The following is an 18,879-nucleotide window of genomic DNA, read 5'->3' as shown; positions in this document are numbered from 1 at the left end:
CGTTTTTTGCGCCGGCTCCCCGGGGGCGACTACGCGCAGCAGCCCTTCCCCGAGGCCGGTTCGGTCAGTTCGAACCAGATCGACTTGCCCTCGCCCCGCGGGTCGACGCCCCACGCGTGCGCCAGCATCTCCATCAGCACCAGACCGCGTCCGGACGACGCCATCTCGCCCGGGTGCCGCTTGTGGGGCAGCTCGTCGCTGGCGTCGGAGACCTCCACCCGCAGTCGGCGGGAGTCGTCGCCGCAGGTCACCTCCGCGACGAGGAGGGCGTCGCCGTCCGTGTGGATGAGGACGTTGGTGACCATCTCGGAGACCATCAGGACCGCCGAGTCGATCTGGTCCTCGTCGGTCCAGTCGTGCAGCAGCTGGCGCAGGTGCTGGCGGGCCGCCGCGATCCGCTGGGGTTCCGCCTGGGCGACGGTCATCATCGTGCGGCGCGGCGCCTCGCGGACGGCCGGGCCCTGGCGGGACAGGAGCAGGACCGCGATGTCGTCCTCGCGCCGGTCCGCGAGCGGCCCCGTGGTGTGGTGGGAGCCGGGGCCGTGGACGGCCTCGACGAGGCTGTCGGCCAGGTCCTCGAGGGAGTCCCCGTCGTGCCCTTCGAGCAGGTCGCGGACGCGTTTCCAGCCGGTGTCGAGGTCGTGGCCGCCGGTCTCCAGGAGCCCGTCGGTGCACATCATCAGGGTCTCGCCGGGCTCCAGCGTGAACCGGGTGGTGGGGTAGTCGGTGTCCGGGTCGATGCCGAGAGGGAGCCCGCCGGCGGTGGGACGCAGAAGAACCGTTCCGTCTGTCATCCGGACCGCCGGGTCGGGGTGTCCGGCCCGGGCGATGTCCACGACACCGGTGACCGGGTCGATCTCCAGGTAGAGGCAGGTCGCGAAGCGCGGCCCGCCGTCGTGCGCACGCCTGCCGTGCCCGTCCACGCCCGAGATGCCCGCGCCGATGCCCCCGCCCGAGATGCCCACGCCCGAGACTTCCGCACCCCTGCCGCTCGGTACGTCACCGTCCCCGTCGGTGATCCCGTACAGGAAGCGCGAGGCGCGGGAGAGGACGGCGTCCGGCCGGTGGCCCTCGGAGGCGTAGGCCCGCAAAGCGATCCGGAGCTGGCCCATCAGCCCGGCGGCGCGGACGTCGTGGCCCTGGACGTCGCCGATGACCAGTGCGATGCGTCCGCCGGGGAGCTGGATCATGTCGTACCAGTCGCCGCCGACCTGGAGCCCGCCGCCGGTGGGGACGTACCGCGCGGCGACGTGCAGGCCCGGGATCCCGGGCCCGAGGACCGGCAACATCGTGCGCTGGAGGCCGAGCGACAGCTCGCGCTCGGACTCCGCGACCCCCGCCCGGGCGAGCGCCTGGGCGAGCATCCGGGCGACCGTGGTGAGGACGGACCGCTCGTCGGGGGTGAAGGCGACCGGGTGCTTGAAGGCGGCCATCCAGGCACCCATGGTGCGCCCGGCGACGATGAGCGGCAGGTAGGCCCAGGACTGCCGGCCGAAGCGCTGCGCCAGCGGCCAGGTCACCGGGAAACGCCGCAGGTACTCCTCCGGCGTCGGCAGGTAGATCGCCCGCCCCGTCCGTACGACCTCGGCCGCCGGGTAGTCGGTGTCCACCGACATCGAGGTGAACGGACCCTCGTCGCCCGCGCTGTGCCCGTGGTGGCCGATGATCGTCAGCCGTTCGCCCGCGACCCCGAAGACGGCGAGCCCGTCGGGCGAGAAGCCCGGCATGGAGAGGGAGGCGGCGACCCGCAGCACCTCGGCGGTCGACCGGGCCTCGGCCAGCGCCCGGCCGGCGTCGAGCAGGAACGCCTCGCGGGAGCGGCGCCAGTCGCCGGTGATGGGCGTGCGGGCCGCGGTGCCGGGCTGGGGTTCGGCGACCTCCTGGAGGGTGCCGACGAGCTGGTAGTCGTCACCCTCGATGAGCGGCTTGGACCTGCTCCGTACGGTACGGAGCACCCGCCCGTTCCCGTCCATGATCCGCAGCCGGGACTCGGCGAGGGTCCCTTCGGCCACGGCGAGGTTCACGACCCCGTCGATCTCGTTCCAGTCGACGGGATGAAAACGGGAGCGTACGGCGGCTTCCGTGAGCTGGACCGGTTCGGAGGGCAGCCCGAGCAGCCGGGCCGCCTCGGCGTCGAGCGTGACGATCCCGGAAGCGTTGTCCCAGCGCCACAGGCCGGTCGCGATCGCGGCCAGGACGTCCTCGGTGCGCATTGCCCCACTTTATGAATATCGGACTCCAGGTCGCCACTGAGCGTATTCGAAATGCGATCTTGGGTCTCCCGGTAGTCTTGGTCGGGTCTGCCCTGTGCGGTGGTCAACCCCCTAGATTCCTCAGATCCCGAAGACTGGATGAACGACGATGCATCGGTACAGGTCCCACACCTGCGGCGAGCTCCGCGCCTCTGACGTCGGCACCGACGTCCGGCTGAGCGGCTGGCTGCACAATCGGCGCGACCTGGGCGGCATCCTCTTCATCGATCTGCGCGACCACTACGGCATCACGCAGCTCGTCGCCCGGCCCGGCACCGCCGCGGCCGAGGTGCTCGACAAGCTGACGAAGGAGACCGTCGTCCGCGTCGACGGCAAGGTCGTCTCGCGTGGCGCGGAGAACGTCAACCCGGAGCTCCCCACCGGCGAGATCGAGATCGAGGCCGCCGACATCGAGGTCCTCGGCGCGGCCAAGCAGATCCCGTTCACCGTCAACACCGACGACGGCGTGAACGAGGAGCGGCGCCTGGAGTACCGCTTCCTCGACCTGCGCCGCGAGCGCATGCACCGCAACATCATGCTGCGCTCCGCCGTCATCGCGGCCATCCGCTCCAAGATGGTGGCCCTCGGCTTCAACGAGATGGCGACCCCGATCCTGGCCGCGACCTCCCCCGAGGGCGCCCGTGACTTCGTGGTCCCGTCCCGCCTGAACCCGGGCAAGTTCTACGCGCTGCCGCAGGCGCCGCAGCAGTTCAAGCAGCTGCTGATGATCTCGGGCTTCGACCGCTACTTCCAGATCGCGCCGTGCTTCCGCGACGAGGACGCCCGCGCGGACCGTTCGCCGGGCGAGTTCTACCAGCTCGACGTCGAGATGAGCTTCGTCGAGCAGGAGGACGTCTTCCAGCCGATCGAGAAGCTCATGACCGAGATCTTCGAGGAGTTCGGCGGCGGTCGTCACGTCACCTCCCCGTTCCCGCGGATCCCGTTCCGCGAGTCGATGCTCAAGTACGGCAACGACAAGCCGGACCTGCGCACCGACCTGGAGCTCGTCGACATCTCCGACGTCTTCGAGGGCTCCGAGTTCAAGGCCTTCGCGGGCAAGCACGTGCGTGCGCTCGCGGTGCCGAACACCGGTGACCAGCCGCGCAAGTTCTTCGACTCGCTCGGCGACTTCGCCGTCTCTCTCGGCGCCAAGGGCCTGGCCTGGGTCCGCGTCGGCGAGGGCAACGCGCTGACCGGCCCGATCGCCAAGTTCCTCACCGAGGAGAACGTCAAGGTTCTCGTCGAGCGTCTCGGCCTGGAGGCCGGCCACGCCGTCTTCTTCGGCGCGGGCGACTTCGACGAGGTCTCCAAGATCATGGGCCCGGTCCGGGTCGAGGCCGCCAAGCGCGCCGGCCAGTTCGAGGAGAACGTCTTCCGGTTCGCCTGGATCGTCGACTTCCCGATGTACGAGCGGGACGAGGAGACCGGCAAGATCGACTTCTCGCACAACCCGTTCTCCATGCCGCAGGGCGGCCTGGAGGCCCTGGAGACCCAGGACCCGCTGGACGTCCTCGGCTGGCAGTACGACATCGTCTGCAACGGCATCGAGCTGTCCTCCGGCGCGATCCGGAACCACGAGCCCGAGATCATGTTCAAGGCCTTCGAGATCGCGGGCTACTCGCGCGAGACGGTCGAGCACGAGTTCGCGGGCATGCTCCGCGCCTTCGAGTACGGCGCCCCGCCGCACGGCGGCATCGCCCCGGGCGTGGACCGCATCGTGATGCTCTTGGCCGACGAGCCGAACATCCGCGAGACGATCGCCTTCCCGCTCAACGGCAACGCGCAGGACCTGCTGATGGGCGCCCCGACGGAGCTGGACGAGGCGCGCCTGCGCGAGCTGAACATCCAGCTGCGCAAGCCGGTGGAGAAGACCGTGGAGAAGCCGGCCGACGGCCGCCCGATCACGGAGGCCGTCCACCCGGACGCCTCGCGCTGAGCATGACCGAAGGGCCCGGAACCGTACGACGGTTCCGGGCCCTTCGCGTAGGTGCGTACGTGCGCGTGTGTGGACGCACGAGGAACGGTCTTCCCCGGCTGGTACCGGGGCCGTTGCGTCCACATCCACACCAAGGTGCACGTGGGCGGGAAGATGACGTCTTCCGGCTACGAGGGCGGCCACACCTGCCACACGGGCCAGCTGTTCTTCGCCGAGTCCGCCGTCCTGGACTGCGCGAAGGTCGCCCCGTACTCCACCAGCACGACGGAACGTACGACGCTCGACGCGGACACCATCTACCCGGGCAACGGGGCGGAGGGCGGGCTGCTCACCCTCAAGTACCCCAAGGGGAAGATCGCGAAGGGTGTCGTCGCCACGCTGACGATGGGCGTCGACCCGGACGAGACCCACACGGGCACGTCCTCCTAACCACGGAGCCCGTCCAGGAACAGGGCAGCGGCGAGCAGGTGGCCGCTGCCCCTGGGGCGCAGGCCGCGTGCGCGCAGCCGACGGTCGAGGTCGTCGGGGGCCAGGTGTCCAGCGAGGCCTCGCGTGCCCCGTCCTGCACCTCGCGCAGGCCGTGCGGGCCCGCGGTGTGCAGCAGGCCGGTGTCCTGGAGCGTCGTCATGATCGTGAGCAGGGCGTCGAGCCGCGCCGCCGGTTCCCGCGCCCCGGCCCGCCGCGCGGCGCCCAGGGCCGCCAACGCCTTGCGCACGTGCGGAATCCGGCGCGCGCCTCACCTTTCGCACCCGCGGCCCCGTACCGGACCGAGACGGCCGACCCGGGCGAGGGCCTGCGCGGAGCCTTCCGGTCCGGGTGCGCCGCGATCCGCCCCGCGAGCGCGGTGATCTCCTCCACGTCCCCACCGGGCGCGAGGGCGACCCCCGCCACGAGCAACCCGAGCGGCCACACGGCCCCGTGGTGCAGCCCCCTGCCCCCGTCGGCCCGCGCCATGTCCCGCTCCGCGGCCCGCCCGACGGCCCCGAGCTCCTCGCGCAGCCCCCGACTCGGCTCCCCCACCCGCCGCGCGACCGCCGCCATCGCCGCGAACCCGACCCCCAACGCCTCGGCGGACCACCGCAGAGCATCGAGGTCCACCTCGTGTAGCCCCGGCGTGGACGTCAACGCGACCGCGGCCAGCAGCCCCTCCACAGCGACGCGTGCCAGCCCCTCGTCCTCACGGCTCACATTCATGCGCGGCAGGCTAGGTCCCGGACCTGAGCGCCGGCTCGCGCCGAGCTGTGAGCCCGCTGTGTCACCCACGGGTTCGAAGCGGCAGCGGGCCGGACTTGGGCGCGAGACGGCTGTGGCCGCCGCCCCCCGGAGGGAGCGGCGGCCACAGCCGTGTGCGTACGGGAGGAAGGAGGTCAGTCCTTCTTCGGCTCCTCCAGGCGCGGGAAGAGCACCGCGCCCTTCGTCACCGTCGTGCCCGCCTGGAGCTGGCCCCACTCGCCGGCCGACTGGACCGGCTGGGCGGCGAGGGCGCCCAGGGTGGGTTCGGCGCCGAGGGAGTCCCAGAGCTTCTGGGAGGTCTCCGGCATGATCGCGTTCAGCAGGACCGCGACCGCGCGCAGGGACTCGGCGGCCGTGTAGAGGATCGTCGCCAGACGGGCGCGGCCCGTCTCCGACTCGTCCTTCGCGACCTTCCAGGGCTCCTGCTCGGTGATGTAGCCGTTGACCTGCTTCACGAAGTCGAAGATCGCCAGGATGCCGCCCTGGAAGTCCAGCTCCTCGCCGATCTTCTGGTCCGCGGTCGCGACGGCCTTCGCCAGGCCCTCGTGGATCGCCTTCTCCGCGTCGCCGTCGGCCGTCGCGGCCGGCAGGGCGCCCTCGAAGTACTTGCCGACCATGGCCGCCACGCGCGAGGCGAGGTTGCCGTAGTCGTTGGCGAGCTCGGAGGTGTAGCGGGCGGTGAAGTCCTCCCAGGAGAACGAGCCGTCCTGGCCGAACGCGATCGCCCGCAGGAAGTACCAGCGGTACGCGTCCACGCCGAAGTGCGAGGTCAGGTCCTGCGGCTTGATGCCGGTCAGGTTCGACTTTGACATCTTCTCGCCGCCGACCATCAGCCAGCCGTTCGCGGCCACGCGACCCGGCACCGGCAGGCCCTGGGCCATCAGCATCGCCGGCCAGATGATCGCGTGGAAACGCAGGATGTCCTTGCCGATGAGGTGGACGTTCGCCGGGAAGGTCTCGTCGAACTTCTCGGGGTTCTCGTTGTAGCCGACCGCCGTCGCGTAGTTCAGGAGCGCGTCGATCCACACGTAGATGACGTGCTTGTCGTCCCAGGGGACCGGGACGCCCCAGTCGAACGTCGAGCGCGAGATCGAGAGGTCCTCGAGGCCCTGCTTGACGAAGTTCAGCACCTCGTTGCGGGCCGACTCCGGCTGGATGAAGCCGGGGTTCGACTCGTAGAACTCGATGAGCTTCGGGCCGTACTCGCTCAGCTTGAAGAAGTAGTTCTCCTCCTTGAGGATCTCCACCGGCTTCTTGTGGACGGAGCACAGCTTCGTGCCGTCCTCCGCCTCGATGAGATCGCCGGGGAGCTTGTACTCCTCACAGCCCACGCAGTACGGGCCTTCGTACCCGCCCTTGTAGATCTCGCCCTTGTCGTACAGGTCCTGCACGAACTCCTGGACGCGATCGGTGTGACGCTTCTCCGTCGTCCGGATGAAGTCGTCGTTCGCGATGTTCAGGTGCTCCCAGAGGGGCTTCCACGCCTCCTCGACGAGCTTGTCGCACCAGGCCTGGGGCGTGACGTTGTTCGCCTCGGCCGTGCGCATGATCTTCTGACCGTGCTCGTCCGTGCCGGTGAGGTACCACACCTTCTCGCCGCGCTGACGGTGCCAGCGCGTGAGCACGTCGCCTGCGACGGTCGTGTAGGCGTGGCCCAGGTGAGGAGCGTCGTTGACGTAGTAGATGGGGGTCGAGACGTAGTACGCCTTCGCCCCCTGCTTCTCGGATCCAGTGGCCGCCATGGTCGAAATCCTAACGGCCACTTCAAGATCCACTCACATCGATAACCGGGGGTGGGGCGGGACGGGAGACGGAGAGGTCCGCGAAACGTTCCCCCGCGTAGAAAGCGGGCGTGAGGGAGGAACGTATGCGCGTACTGGTCGCCGAGGACGAGGAGGTCCTCGCGGAGCTCGTCGCCACCGGGCTGCGGCGGGCCGGCTTCGCCGTCGACACCGTCTACAGCGGCGACGCCGCCCTCGCCTACCTGGGCCTGCACGACTACGACGTCGTCGTCCTCGACCGCGACCTGCCCCGCGTCCACGGCGACGACGTGGCGCGCGAGCTCGTCGCCGGGGCCGCCAGGACCCGGATCCTCATGCTGACCGCGTCCGCCTCCACCGAGGACCGGGTCGAGGGGCTCGACCTCGGCGCCGACGACTACCTCGGCAAGCCCTTCGAGTTCCCCGAGCTGGTGTCCCGGGTGCGCGCGCTGCGACGGCGCAGCGCCCGTCCCGTACCGCCGCAGCTGGAGCGGGCGGGGGTACGGATGGACACCGTCCGGCGGACCGTGACCAGGGAGGGGCGCGCGCTCGACCTCTCCCCGAAGGAGTTCTCGGTGCTGCAGGTCCTGCTGGAGGCGGACGGGGCCACGGTCTCCGCCGAGGAGCTCCTGGAACGCGCCTGGGACGCCCACACCGACCCCTTCACGGGCGCGGTACGGGTCTGCATGAGCAAGCTGCGCGCGAAGCTCGGCGAGCCCGCGCTGATCCGTACCGTGCAGGGCGTGGGGTACGTGCTGTGAGCGAGGGTCTGCTCGGCTCGGGATCGACGATCCGGACCCGGATCGCGCTCGTGTACGGAGGCGTCTTCGTCGTCCTCGGGGGCTGCCTGCTCGGGGTGGTCAACCTGCTCTCCCGGGCCGGTACGGACGGGGAGGCGGAGGCCATCGCGGCGCGCGTGCGGGTGGCGGCGCCGTTCGAGACCGTCACCGCGTACCGGCTGAGTGACGACGTCAGCCGGGCGGCGGGCGAGCAGTGGCTCATGTGGTCCTGCCTCGCCCTGGTCGTCATGGCCTTCGGCGCGGTCGTCGTGGGCTGGTGGACCGCCGGGCGGGTGCTGCGACCGGTCCACGAGATGACCGCCCGGGCGCGGCGGCTCTCGGAGCGGAACCTGCACGAGAGGATCGCGGCGAGCGGGCCGGACGACGAGCTGAAGGAGCTCGGCGACACGATCGACGCGCTGCTCGTCCGGCTGGAGGCGGCCTTCGACAGCCAGCGGCGGTTCATCGCGAACGCCTCGCACGAGCTGCGGACCCCGCTCGCCACGCAGCGCACCGCGATCCAGGTCGGGCTCGACGACTCCTCCGAGGTCAAGCAGGTGCTGCTGGACTCCAACCGGCGCAGCGAGCGGCTCATCGAGGGGCTGCTGCTGCTCGCCCGGAGCGAGCGGGGTCTCGAGGCACGGGAGGACGTACGGCTGGGGGACGTGGTCGCGGAGGAGTGCGAGACGTACGGGGTGGAGGTGTCCGGGCAGGTGTCGGGAGAGGGGGGAGTCGTACGGGGGAGCCGGGTCCTGCTCGGGCAGCTCGTACGGAACCTGGTCGCCAACGCGGTCGCCTACAACCTGCCGGGCGGCGGGACGGTGGAGGTGCGCGTCGAGGGCGGGGTGCTGACCGTCGTCAACACCGGGCCGGTGGTGGCGGCCGGCGATGTGCCGGGGCTCTTCGAACCGTTCCGGCGGGGGGAGGGGCGCGACCGGATGGGGCCCGGGGCGGGGCTCGGGCTGTCGATCGTACGGTCGATCGCGGTGGCGCACGGCGGCACGGTGGGGGCCGTGGCACGGGGGGTGGAGGAAGGCGGGGGCCTGGTGGTGACGGTGACGTTGCCCGTCACCACCAGGTAGGCGCGTACTGGTTCCTACTGGCGCCGGTTCCTACTGGTGCTGGTTCCGGTTCCTACTGGTTCTGCCAGTCGGCGAGCAGCCCGCGGTAGAAGGCGGGGTGCGCGGTCTCGGACGGGGTCGCGCCGGCGAGGAAGGTGCCGGTGCGGGGGGCGGTGAGCTTACGGAGGTAGTCGAAGGCCTTGTTGTCCTCCTCGCCCCAGGCCACGAACTGCCAGTGGATCGGGCGGTCGGCGGCCTCGGCGAGTGCCTGGGTGGCGGCGGTCTTCGACTCGGGAGCGCCGTCGGTCTGGAAGACGACGAACGCGGGTCGGGTCGGGTCGGCCTTCTCGTGGTGGGCGAGGACCTCTTCGACGGCGCGGTGGTAGTTGGTACGGCCGAGGCGGCCGAGGCCCGCGTTGATCTCGTCGATGCGGCCCTCGAGGCCCTCGGGGCGGAGTTCGGCGGTGCCGTCGATGTCGGTGGAGAAGAAGACGGCGGTGGCGGTGGCGTCCTCGCTGAGGTGGGCGGCGAGGGCGACGGTCTGCTCGGCGAGACGCTGCACGGAGCCGTCCTTGAAGTACCCGCGCATCGACCCGGACCGGTCGACGACGAGATACACGGCGGCCCGCGCCCCGACGAGCCCCTGCTTCTTGAGCACGGCCCCGGCGGCCTTGTACGCCTCGACGAGGTACGGGGCGTCGGCCTTGACCTTGGCGAGCGGGGTGGCGGGGGCGGCGTCCTGCGCCTCCGGCTCGGGTTCGGCCGCCTCGGCGACCGGCGCGGCGACGTCTGCGGCGACCGCCTGAGGCGCGGGGTCGTCCTGCGGCTCCTCGGCGACCGGCGCCGCCACGTCCGCGGCGACCGTCTCCGGCTCCACCGTGGCGTCGGTGGACGTGTCACCTTCGCCCTCGGCCTGCTCGGCCGGGGCGGCGGTCTCGTCCGCGACGGCTTCGGCCGTCGGCTCCGCCACGGGGGCGGTGGTCTGCTCGTCCTCGGCGGCAGCCTCGTCCGACGCGGTCGCCTCGGCGACGAGTACGTCCTGCGGCTCCGCCGCGTCGGTCGCGGGCTCCGGGGCCTCGGCGGCCTGCGCCTCCGGCTCGCCCGCGTCGGCCTCAGCCACGGGGGCGGTGACTTGCTCGTCCTCGGCGGCAGCCTCGTCCGACGCCTCCGGCGCGGCTTCGGTCTGCGGCTCCGCCGCGGCGGCGTCCGCGGCCTGCGCCTCCGGCGCGGTGTCGGCGTCCGCCACGGGGGCGGTGATCTGCTCGCCCTCGGAGACAGCCGCCTCCGGGGCCTCGGCGGCCTGCGCCTCGTCCGCGTCGGCCTCCGCCACGGGGGTGGTGACCTGCTCGTCCTCGGCTGCGGCCTCGTCCGACGCCTCCGGCGCGGTGTCGGCGTCCGCCACGGCGACGGTGGTCTGCTCGTCGGCGGCAGCCTTCTCCGACGCCTCCGGCGCGGCTTCGGCCGTCGGCTCCGCTGCGGCGGCGTCCTCGGCTTCGGTCGCGGCCTCCGGGGCCGGCTCGACCGACTCGGCGGCGGGGGACGCGTCGGTCGACGTGGTGCTCTCGGCGTCGAGTGCGGAGTGCGGCTCGTCCGCGACAGAGGCCGCCTCGGCCTCGGCGGCCGGCTTCTCCGCGTCCGCGGCGACGGCCTGCGGCTCCGCCGTGGCGTCGGCGGACGTGTCCGTGTCACCTTCGGCCTCGACCTGCTCGGCCGGCTCGGCGACCTCAGAAGCGACCGTGTCGGCGACGGCCGCGCCCTCCGGGCCGGTGGCTTCGTCGGCGGACGCCGTCGTGTCCTGCCCGGCGGGCGTCTCGGCGGCGATCTCGGTCCCGGCCTCGTCCGCGGTGGGGGCCTCGGCGGTTACCTCGGTCCCGGCTTCGTCCGCGGCGGCCTCGGTCTTGGCCTCGTCCGCGACAGCCGGGGCCTCGGCCTCGGCCGTGACAGCCGCCTCCGGGGTCTCGGTCGTCGGCTCCGGCTCCGCCGTTCGGGCGCCCGGGACCTTCGGGTTGTCGAAGGCCGCCGCCACCAGGTCGTCCGCGGCGCGCTGGGCCGCCGACTCCTTCGGGCGGGTGGTCGTACGCTCGGCCGCCACCGGCTCCGTCGCCCGCTCGGTCGCGGACTCCGCCGGGGTCGGGGACGGCAGCGTCACCGACTGGGGCTCCTCAGACGTCGCGCGGTCCGCCTGGGGCGGGACGGAGGTTGCCGGAGTTTCGTCGTGCTGATCCGCACGGTCGCGTCCGAACACCTTGCGCAGCAAGCTCCGAATGCCCATGGGCGAGGCCTTTCGCATGAGTTGGGTGCGATGAATGTCCGTACTGGGAGGAATCATCCCTGGCCAGGGCGGACACGTAAGGTTAGCGGCCCCTGGTGTGTCGCCATCGGCGCCCCAAGCGCCCCTCGAACCGCCCCCCGAATGCCCCCGGTTCCCGCCCATTCATCCGACGTTCACTCCGGCGCCGCCCCCGTGCAGATGTGCACACATAACGTCACCGCCGAACGGATTTCCGACGCCATGTCGGAACCATGGGGGCGCAGTGTGCGCCGGAGGAGGACGAAGTGCGCAAACTGCTGCCGCTGCTGAGCACCAACCCGCACGGAGGCGGCCGTTCCGCCCTCACCTGCCGGTACCGCTGTGGTGACGCCTGCTTCCACGAGGTGCCCAACACCAGCGACAACGAGTACGTCGGCGACGTCATAGCCAGTGCCTACTCGCGCCGCTCCCTGATGCGCGCCGCCGCCGTCGTGACCGTCGCGGCCGCCGCCGGTGGCGCCGTCGTCGGCAACGCCCCGATCGCCGAGGCCCGTACCAGCCGGCCCGGACGCATCGACGGCGCCCGCGGCCTGCGCTTCACGCCCGTCGCGCCCAACACGGCCGACCAGGTCACCGTGCCCGCCGGCTACGAGCAGAACATCGTCATCCGCTGGGGCGAGCCGATCCTCCGCGGCGCCCCGGCCTTCGACGCCGACAAGCAGACCGCCAAGGCGCAGGCCGGGCAGTTCGGGTACAACAACGACTTCCTGAGCCTCCTCCCGCTCCGGGGTGAGCACAACCGCCAGGTCCTCGTCGCGAACCACGAGTACACCGACGAAATCCTGATGTTCAAGGGCTACGACGCCGAGAACCCGACCCGCGAGCAGGTCGAGATCGCCTGGGCCGCCCACGGTCTCTCCGTCGTCGTGGTCCAGGAGGAGTACCGCTCCGGCAAGCTCACGCCCGTCACCCGGCACCCGCTCAACCGCCGTCTGCACACCACCAGCGAGTTCGAGCTGACCGGCCCGGCCGCCGGCTCCGCGCTGCTGCGTACCTCCGCCGACCCGTCCGGCCGCAAGGTCCTCGGCACCCTCAACAACTGCGCAGGCGGCACCACCCCGTGGGGCACCACCCTCCACGGCGAGGAGAACTTCAACCAGTACTTCGCCAACGGCTCCAGCGCCACCGACAAGCGCTACGGCATCGGCTCCGGCGCCACCGAGCGCAAGTGGGAGCGGTTCGACAAGCGCTTCGACCTCAAGCAGGAGCCCAACGAGGTCCACCGCCATGGCTGGGTCGTCGAGCTCGACCCGTACGACCCCGACTCCACCCCGAAGAAGCGCACCGCGCTCGGCCGCTTCAAGCACGAGGCCGCGCAGCCCCGCCTCACCGAGGACGGCCGTCCGGTCGTCTACATGGGTGACGACGAGCGCTTCGACTACTTCTACAAGTTCGTCTCGTCGAAGCGGATGAAGAAGGGGAACTCCCGGGCCGCCCGCGAGCACAACCTCACCCTGCTCGACGAGGGCACGCTGTACGTCGCCAAGCTGACCGGCGACAGCCCGGCCGAGATCGACGGCACCGGCAAGCTGCCCAACGACGGCGAGTTCGACGGCAGCGGCCAGTGGATCCCGCTCGCCACCGGCAACGTGTCCCACGTGCCCGGCATGACCGCCGAGGAGGTGTACGTCTTCACCCGCCTCGCCGGTGACAAGGTCGGCGCCACCAAGATGGACCGGCCCGAGGACGTCGAGCCCAGCCCCCGCACCGGCCGCGTCTACGTCGCGCTCACCAACAACTCCAACCGCGGCAAGACCGGTTACGCCCCCGCCGACGAGGCCAACCCGCGCAACCTCAACAAGCACGGCCAGGTCCTGGAGCTCGCCGAGCACTGGGACGACCCGGCCTCCGACGGTTTCGCCTGGCGTCTCTTCCTCGTCGCGGGCGACCCGAACGACCCGGCCACGTACTTCGCGGGCTTCCCCAAGGACAAGGTCTCCCCGATCTCCTGCCCGGACAACGTCGCCTTCGACCCGTACGGCAACCTGTGGCTCTCGACCGACGGCAACCAGCTCGGCTCGCACGACGGCCTCTTCGGTGTCGCGACGCAGGGCGAGCGGCGCGGTGAGCTCAAGCAGTTCCTGACGGTCCCGAAGGGCGCCGAGACCTGCGGTCCGATCATCCAGGACCGCCGGGTCGTGGTCGCCGTCCAGCACCCGGGCGAGATCGACGGCGCGTCCGTCGAGAAGCCCGCCTCGGTCTGGCCCGACGGCCCCGGCAAGATCGTCCGCCCGTCCGTCGTCGCCGTCTGGCGCAAGGACGGCCGCGACATCGGCGTCTGAGCCGGATGACGGTGGTGTGAGGGCGCGGGGGGCGTCCTCACACCACCCCCAGGCCCTCCCTGAACCGTACGAACTGCTCCTCCGGATCCCCGGTGTACGACCAGGGCACCCACGACGCCCGGGCCCCGAGCATCCCGAGCAGCTCGCGTGCCACCTCCACCTGGCCCGCGTAACAGGCCGCGTGTGCCAGGTAGTTGAGGTCCGCGACCTCCTCCGGGGCGACCGGGCGGCCCGGTTCCCGGCCGCCGATCCAGCGGGCGTGCGTCCGGCGCAGCTCCGTCACCGCGAGCTCGTGCTTCCAGTGCTGGTCGAAGCCGCGCACCGGCCCGCGCCCGAGCGCCCCGTCCGCGATGTAGCGGTACTCCTCCACCCGCGCGAGCTGGACGAGCACCGGCAGCGGCGAGCCGGGCGGTGCCACTCCCGCCGCGTCGCGCGCAAAGTCGTACATCGCGCCGTGCGTGCCGTGCCACCGCGCCGACCAGTAGCGCAGCAGCTGCGCGTGTCCCTCGGTGTTGTACGGGTCCCTGCGCCGCAACTCGTCGAACCACTGCCGTAGTTCGCGGCGCTGCACCCCGCCCTCGTAGAGCCGGGCCACCGAGAGCAGCGAGACCCACGGCATCGGGTCGGTGGGCGCCGCCTGGGCGGCGCCGAGGCAGGCGTCGACGGTCGCGTCGAGCCGTCCCCGGTCCACGGTGCTGCCCCGGCCGGCCGCGATGGCCGTGTCGAAGACCCGGACCACCTCGGTCGCGGCCCGCAGCACCGCCGCGTCCGGGCTGTCCGGCTCGGCCGCCCGCCAGGCCTCGACCGTGGAGCTGCCCGCGGCGGCGTGCGCGAGGAGCCGCAGCCGGTGCGTGCGGCGCGGCCAGTCCTCGCCGGTGGCCCGCAGCAGGTCGCGTACGCCCTGCCAGCGGCCGATGACCATGTCGTGGCGCGCCTCGGTGAGCGCGCGGTCCCCGAAGTCCGGGTCGAGGTCGGGCGCGAAGCGTGCGGAGCGCGCCGAGCGGGACGGTCGGCGGAGAGCGGCCATCCGGGTCCTCCCTCAGTAGCCAGAAGTTCAGTAGCCAGGTGTTCGGAAGCCAGAAATTTTCAGAAGCCGGCGGTGAGACGTCAGGGGTGGGACGTCGGAGGTCAGAAATCGGTGGCGAGCGATTCGTCCGCGCGGCGGGCGCGGGGTGTGGTCCGCCCGAACGGTTCTGCAGCGGCCAGCGCGCGGGCCGCGTCGAGCCGGGAGGGACGGTAGTACGCGCTCCCCTTCCGCCAGTACACGAGCATCGGGACGACACCGGCGAGCAGCCCGCCGAGGCCGATGGCCAGGGCGGTCGTGGAGAGTTCGCCGAGCGACTCGACGAACGCCCACAGCATGAACGCGGCGCCGAGGAGCGGCCAGAGCCCGCCGATGAGGAAGTTACGTACGGAGGTCAGCAGCATGCCCTTGTACGCGACGACCGCGGCGATGCCCGCGAGGCCGTAGTAGAACGCGATCTGGAGGCCGATCGCGGAGACGGCGTCGCGGAGGATCGACCCCACGGAGCCGGCGGCCGCGGCCGCGCCGAACATCAGCAGCGCGGCGGCCCCGACGGCGGCGATCGCCACCCACGGGGTGTTCCAGCGGCGGTGCACGGTGCCGAGCGCGGCCGGCATCGTGCGGTCGCGACCCATCGCGAACAGCGAGCGGGTCACCTGGATGAGGGTGGTCTCCAGGGTGGCGACGGTGGACAGCAGTACCGCCGCGATCAGCAGCTTGCCGCCGACGCCCGGCCAGATCTCCTGGCCGAGGACGGCGAGCACGTTCGCCCCGGCCGACTCGATCTGACCGGCGCTCAGCAGCACGTTGACCGCGACCGTGAACGCCTCGAAGAGCAGGAAGACGACGCCGACGCCGACGAGGGCGGCGAGTCCGGCGGTGCGGCGGCTGTCGCGTGTCTCCTCGCTGAGGTTGCTCGTGACGTCCCAGCCCCAGTAGTAGAACGCGGCGATCAGCGCGCCGGAGGCGAAGCCGGCCGGTCCGTCGAAGTGGCCGAAGCCGAACCAGGACCAGTCGAAGGCGGTGGCGTGGCCGCGGTGGGCGACGGCGGCGAGGACGAAGAGGAGGAGGATCAGGATCTCGACGCCCGACATGAGCAGTTGGGCCCGAACGGTGAGTCGGGCGCCGCCGAGGACGACGAGCAGCATCATCAGGAACCAGCCGGCGCCGACGGCGGCGGCCAGCGGGGTGTTGTCGGCGAGTTCCGGATCGATCAGGGAGAGCGTCATCGCTCCGGCGGGCAGCGAGCCGGCGACCATGAAGACGGTCGCGGAGACGACGAGGGCCCAGCCGGAGAGGAAGCCGAGGAAGGGGTGGAGGGTGCGGCCCACCCAGGAGTACCCGGCGCCCGCGTTGACGTCGATCCGGCCGAGGCGGGCGTAGGCGAGGACGATGCCGAGCATCGGTATCGCGCAGTAGAGCAGCGCCGCCGGTCCGGCCAGGCCGACCGCGCCGAAGAGGACGGCGGTGGTGGCGGCGAGCGAGTAGGCGGGTGCGCTGCCCGCGACGGCCATGACGATCGTGTCGAAGGTCCCGAGGACATTGGGCTGGAGCCCTCTGCCGGTGGTGGTGCGCATGGCGGATGTCCTTGGAGGCACGTGGGGGGTGGTGCAGGACGAAGTGACCGTGTCGCCGGGTCACTTGTTCGCCGGAACGAGCACGGATCAAGGTGAATCGAGCGCATCGTAGTCGCACCCGTGGATTCCGGTAACGGCGGTATGGAGGGTTCCGTTCAGTGACCGCCGGTAAGGGCTTCCGTACGCCCCGCGTCGGGTGTTTAGTCCGTCTCGCGCCGGGGAGTCGCGATGGCCCGGGCCGCCGTCACCTCGTGGCGCAGCGGTGCGAGGACCCCCTCCTCGTCGCCGCTCAGCTCCGCCCGTACCTCCACGAGGACGTCGCTGCTGCGCAGTCCGTCGGCGAGCTCCCGCAACTGCTGTTCGACCGCGTCCACTTCCGCCGGATCGGGCGCCGGGGCGCCGTGGTCGACGCGGACCCGGGCGGCGGTGGTGGCGTCGACGATCCGCTCCACGGCGACGACCAGCGGCCACCAGGCGGAGGCCACGGTGCCGGTCGGCGGCGGTTCGGTCAGGGCGCGCTGGAACTCGGAACGTACGACGGACAGGTCGCGGTAGAGCACGCGACGGGCGCGGACGCGGGCGGCCGGGTCCTCCTCCCGGGGTGAGCAGAACGCCCGGTTCACATACGCCGCGGAGTCGGCGACGGCGTCCGCGAGCCGGTCGCCGATGCGGCTGTGCCAGGACTCCGGCCAGAGCAGGTATCCGAAGACGAGGACGATCCCGCAGCCGATGAGCGAGTCGTACAGCCGGGGCAGCACCAGGTCGAAGCCCTGGCGGTTGAGGAGGTCGGAGAGCAGCAGGATGACGGGGGTGATCGCCGCGGTCTGGAAGGCGTACCCCTTCGCGGAGAAGGCCGGGATCAGCGCGGCGAGCACGAACATCACCGGCACGTCCCACCATCCGCGCGGCACCTCGGCGAGGATCAGCGCGGCGACGACGAGCCCGGCCGCGGTGCCGGCCGCGCGCAGCACGGCCCGGGAGAAGACGGAGCCGAAGTCCGGCTTGAGGACGAAGGTGACGGTGAGGGCGACCCAGTAGGAGCGGGGTACGTCGATGAGGGAGACCAGCGCCTGGGCGAGGCCGATGCAGAGCGCGAGCCGCAGCCCGTACCGCCAGGACTCCTTGGAGAACAGCACGGCGCGGGCGGTGCGGCGGACCCGGACGCGCAGGGCGGCGGGGCGGCCGAGCCGGTCGTCGACGTTGTAGGGGTTGGGCTCCGCCGCGTGGACGACGGTCGCCGCATGGCGCAGGGCCTGGTCGACGGCCTTCTCGGACGGGCGCGTGGCCTCCGGGAGGTCGAGGACGGGCGTGCCGGTACGGCCCTCCTCGACCGCGTCGGCCAGTTCGCGCACGGCCGCCGGGATCTCGGCGGGCAGCGGCCGGTGGAGCCGCCGCGCCGAGAGGTGCGCGGCCGGGGCGGCCTCCACGAGTGGGATCAGGGCGTTCAGCTGGGCGAGTAGCCGGACGAGGGCGGGCGTGCGGCCGTGCACGCGGGTGCGGCGGGCGAGGACGAGGTCGTAGGACTGGTTGAGGGAGGTGGTGACGGCCTGGCGTTTCTCGTCGTACGCGTCGGTTCCGGCGGCTTCGAGGATGTCGGCGACGGTCCGGTAGGTGCCGGCGACGGCCGACCGCTCCGGGATGCCGCGGCGCAGGGGCCAGCCGAGCAGGGTCAGCACGAGGACGACGACCCCGCCGAGGCCGAGCAGCAGCGGCGGCCTCCACCAGGGCTCGGGCATGGGCAGGCCGGCGCCGACGACCGCGTTGAGGAGGAGCAGCAGGCCCGATACGGAGGCGACGGCGCCGATCGAGGAGATCATCCCGGAGACGAGCGCGACCAGGGTCAGGACGATGACGGCGAGCCAGCCCTGGCCGAAGACGAGGGAGCCGAGGGTGACACCGAGCGCGCCGAAGACCTGGGGGACGGCGATGTTGTAGAACCGCATCCGGTACGCGTCGGCGGTGTCGCCGATGACGCCGGCGAGGGCGCCCATGGAGACCAGCGCGCCGTAGACGGGCTGGTCGACGGCGAGGCCGACGGCGAGGGGCGCGGAGAGCGCGATCGAGGCGCGGGCGACGGCGGCCCATGGAATCGGCGCGGCGGTCGGGCGAAGCCCGGCGGTGAGCCAGGGGGGCGGGGAGAGCCGGGGGGTGCGCGCCATGCCCCCAACTTACGGCGCGACCGCCCACTACCGGGTTGTGGCCAGGCGTTCGGCAGGGCGGTGCCCACCCCTCCCCGGGGGAGCGGGTGGGCGCGACCCCGCGACGGCGCCGCACCCGTAGGCACCGTACGGACCGGGGGCCTGGGCCCGGCAAGGGCGCCGTCCCGTGTGCCCACCCGTCCCTCCCCCTAGGGCTTCGCCCTGGGGGGACCCCCACAGCGGGACGATTGCCCACACGGGGGGTGGAGGGCTAGCTGCGGTAGCTTTCGACTTCTGATGCCGGGCGGACCGCCGCCGTGTCCGGGTCCTCGCCGAATTCCGCCTTCGCGCGGCGCTGGCGCAAGAGGTCCCAGCACTGGTCCAGTTGCACCTCCAGCTCGGCGAGCCGGGTCAGCTCCTCGGGGAGCAGTCCGCCGACCCGCTGCCGCAGGGCCCGCTCCTCCTCGACGAGGGCGCCGATGTTCGCCAGGATCTCGTCGTCGTCGTACATCTGGTCCATGTAATC

At 72.1% G+C, this 18,879-nt stretch carries 11 protein-coding genes and 2 pseudogenes; 5 read left to right on the top strand and 8 right to left on the bottom strand.

The window, feature by feature from the left end; translation table 11 throughout:
* Positions 1–29: 29 nt before the first annotated feature.
* On the bottom strand, positions 30–2,213 hold the full coding sequence (locus ABZ939_RS04920; protein WP_361849402.1) for a SpoIIE family protein phosphatase: 2,184 nt from the start codon (positions 2,211–2,213) through the stop codon (positions 30–32).
* A 148-nt stretch (positions 2,214–2,361) separates the two neighbouring features.
* Here ABZ939_RS04920 and aspS point away from each other — a divergent pair, with 148 nt between their 5' ends.
* Positions 2,362–4,188 (top strand): aspartate--tRNA ligase, encoded by a 1,827-nt coding sequence (gene aspS / locus ABZ939_RS04915; RefSeq protein ID WP_361849400.1) that lies wholly within the window; start codon positions 2,362–2,364, stop codon positions 4,186–4,188.
* Positions 4,189–4,272: 84 nt separating this feature from the next.
* A pseudogene (locus ABZ939_RS04910) lies at positions 4,273–4,617 on the top strand (dioxygenase); the annotation flags it as partial.
* Here the strand turns inward: ABZ939_RS04910 and ABZ939_RS04905 are convergent.
* Together ABZ939_RS04905 and metG are read right to left on the bottom strand one after the other, a co-directional pair.
* Positions 4,614–5,382, bottom strand: a pseudogene (locus ABZ939_RS04905) (triphosphoribosyl-dephospho-CoA synthase). The pseudogenes ABZ939_RS04910 and ABZ939_RS04905 overlap by 4 nt on opposite strands.
* A gap of 173 nt (positions 5,383–5,555) precedes the next feature.
* The gene (gene metG, locus ABZ939_RS04900) at positions 5,556–7,163 is read right to left on the bottom strand and encodes a methionine--tRNA ligase (protein ID WP_361849398.1); all 1,608 of its coding nucleotides are present in this window, start codon (positions 7,161–7,163) and stop codon (positions 5,556–5,558) included.
* A gap of 125 nt (positions 7,164–7,288) precedes the next feature.
* On the opposite strand from metG, the gene ABZ939_RS04895 reads away from it, so the two are divergent.
* Entirely contained in the window at positions 7,289–7,942 is a 654-nt protein-coding gene (locus ABZ939_RS04895) for a response regulator transcription factor (RefSeq protein WP_361849396.1), read from the top strand.
* On the top strand, positions 7,939–9,042 hold the full coding sequence (locus ABZ939_RS04890) for an ATP-binding protein (RefSeq protein ID WP_361849394.1): 1,104 nt from the start codon (positions 7,939–7,941) through the stop codon (positions 9,040–9,042). Before ABZ939_RS04895 ends, ABZ939_RS04890 begins: the two co-directional genes overlap by 4 nt.
* A gap of 52 nt (positions 9,043–9,094) precedes the next feature.
* On the opposite strand, the gene ABZ939_RS04885 is transcribed toward ABZ939_RS04890, so the two are convergent.
* On the bottom strand, positions 9,095–11,170 hold the full coding sequence (locus ABZ939_RS04885) for a VWA domain-containing protein (protein WP_361849392.1): 2,076 nt from the start codon (positions 11,168–11,170) through the stop codon (positions 9,095–9,097).
* Positions 11,171–11,577: 407 nt separating this feature from the next.
* Between ABZ939_RS04885 and ABZ939_RS04880 the strand changes: the two genes are divergently transcribed.
* Complete coding sequence (locus tag ABZ939_RS04880) at positions 11,578–13,614, top strand: PhoX family protein (protein WP_361849390.1); 2,037 nt, start codon at positions 11,578–11,580, stop codon at positions 13,612–13,614.
* 37 nt (positions 13,615–13,651) lie between these two features.
* Here ABZ939_RS04880 and ABZ939_RS04875 read toward each other — a convergent pair whose 3' ends face one another.
* The 4 genes from ABZ939_RS04875 to ABZ939_RS04860 form a co-directional block, all read right to left on the bottom strand.
* Positions 13,652–14,641, bottom strand: coding sequence for a hypothetical protein (locus tag ABZ939_RS04875; protein ID WP_361849388.1), 990 nt, complete (start codon positions 14,639–14,641; stop codon positions 13,652–13,654).
* Positions 14,642–14,742: 101 nt separating this feature from the next.
* A complete protein-coding gene (locus ABZ939_RS04870; RefSeq protein ID WP_361849386.1) occupies positions 14,743–16,215 on the bottom strand; it encodes an APC family permease in 1,473 nt (490 codons plus the stop codon).
* A 200-nt stretch (positions 16,216–16,415) separates the two neighbouring features.
* A complete protein-coding gene (locus ABZ939_RS04865; protein ID WP_361849384.1) occupies positions 16,416–18,374 on the bottom strand; it encodes an FUSC family protein in 1,959 nt (652 codons plus the stop codon).
* A 250-nt stretch (positions 18,375–18,624) separates the two neighbouring features.
* Positions 18,625–18,873 (bottom strand): DUF2630 family protein, encoded by a 249-nt coding sequence (locus ABZ939_RS04860; RefSeq protein WP_361849382.1) that lies wholly within the window; start codon positions 18,871–18,873, stop codon positions 18,625–18,627.
* Positions 18,874–18,879: the final 6 nt, after the last annotated feature.

Source organism: Streptomyces sp. NPDC046712 (genome assembly GCF_040645695.1).
Classification (GTDB): Bacteria; Actinomycetota; Actinomycetes; order Streptomycetales; family Streptomycetaceae; genus Streptomyces.
Note: the sequence above shows the minus strand (reverse complement) of the source record. Positions and strands in the feature narration are given on the sequence as shown.

Coding starts and splice junctions, on each gene's coding strand:
- ABZ939_RS04920 (WP_361849402.1), bottom strand. CDS start 2,213: ATGCGCACCGAGGACGTCCTGGCCGCGATCGCGACCGGCCTGTGGCGC.
- aspS (WP_361849400.1), top strand. CDS start 2,362: ATGCATCGGTACAGGTCCCACACCTGCGGCGAGCTCCGCGCCTCTGAC.
- metG (WP_361849398.1), bottom strand. CDS start 7,163: ATGGCGGCCACTGGATCCGAGAAGCAGGGGGCGAAGGCGTACTACGTC.
- ABZ939_RS04895 (WP_361849396.1), top strand. CDS start 7,289: ATGCGCGTACTGGTCGCCGAGGACGAGGAGGTCCTCGCGGAGCTCGTC.
- ABZ939_RS04875 (WP_361849388.1), bottom strand. CDS start 14,641: ATGGCCGCTCTCCGCCGACCGTCCCGCTCGGCGCGCTCCGCACGCTTC.
- ABZ939_RS04870 (WP_361849386.1), bottom strand. CDS start 16,215: ATGCGCACCACCACCGGCAGAGGGCTCCAGCCCAATGTCCTCGGGACC.
- ABZ939_RS04865 (WP_361849384.1), bottom strand. CDS start 18,374: ATGGCGCGCACCCCCCGGCTCTCCCCGCCCCCCTGGCTCACCGCCGGG.
- ABZ939_RS04860 (WP_361849382.1), bottom strand. CDS start 18,873: ATGGACCAGATGTACGACGACGACGAGATCCTGGCGAACATCGGCGCC.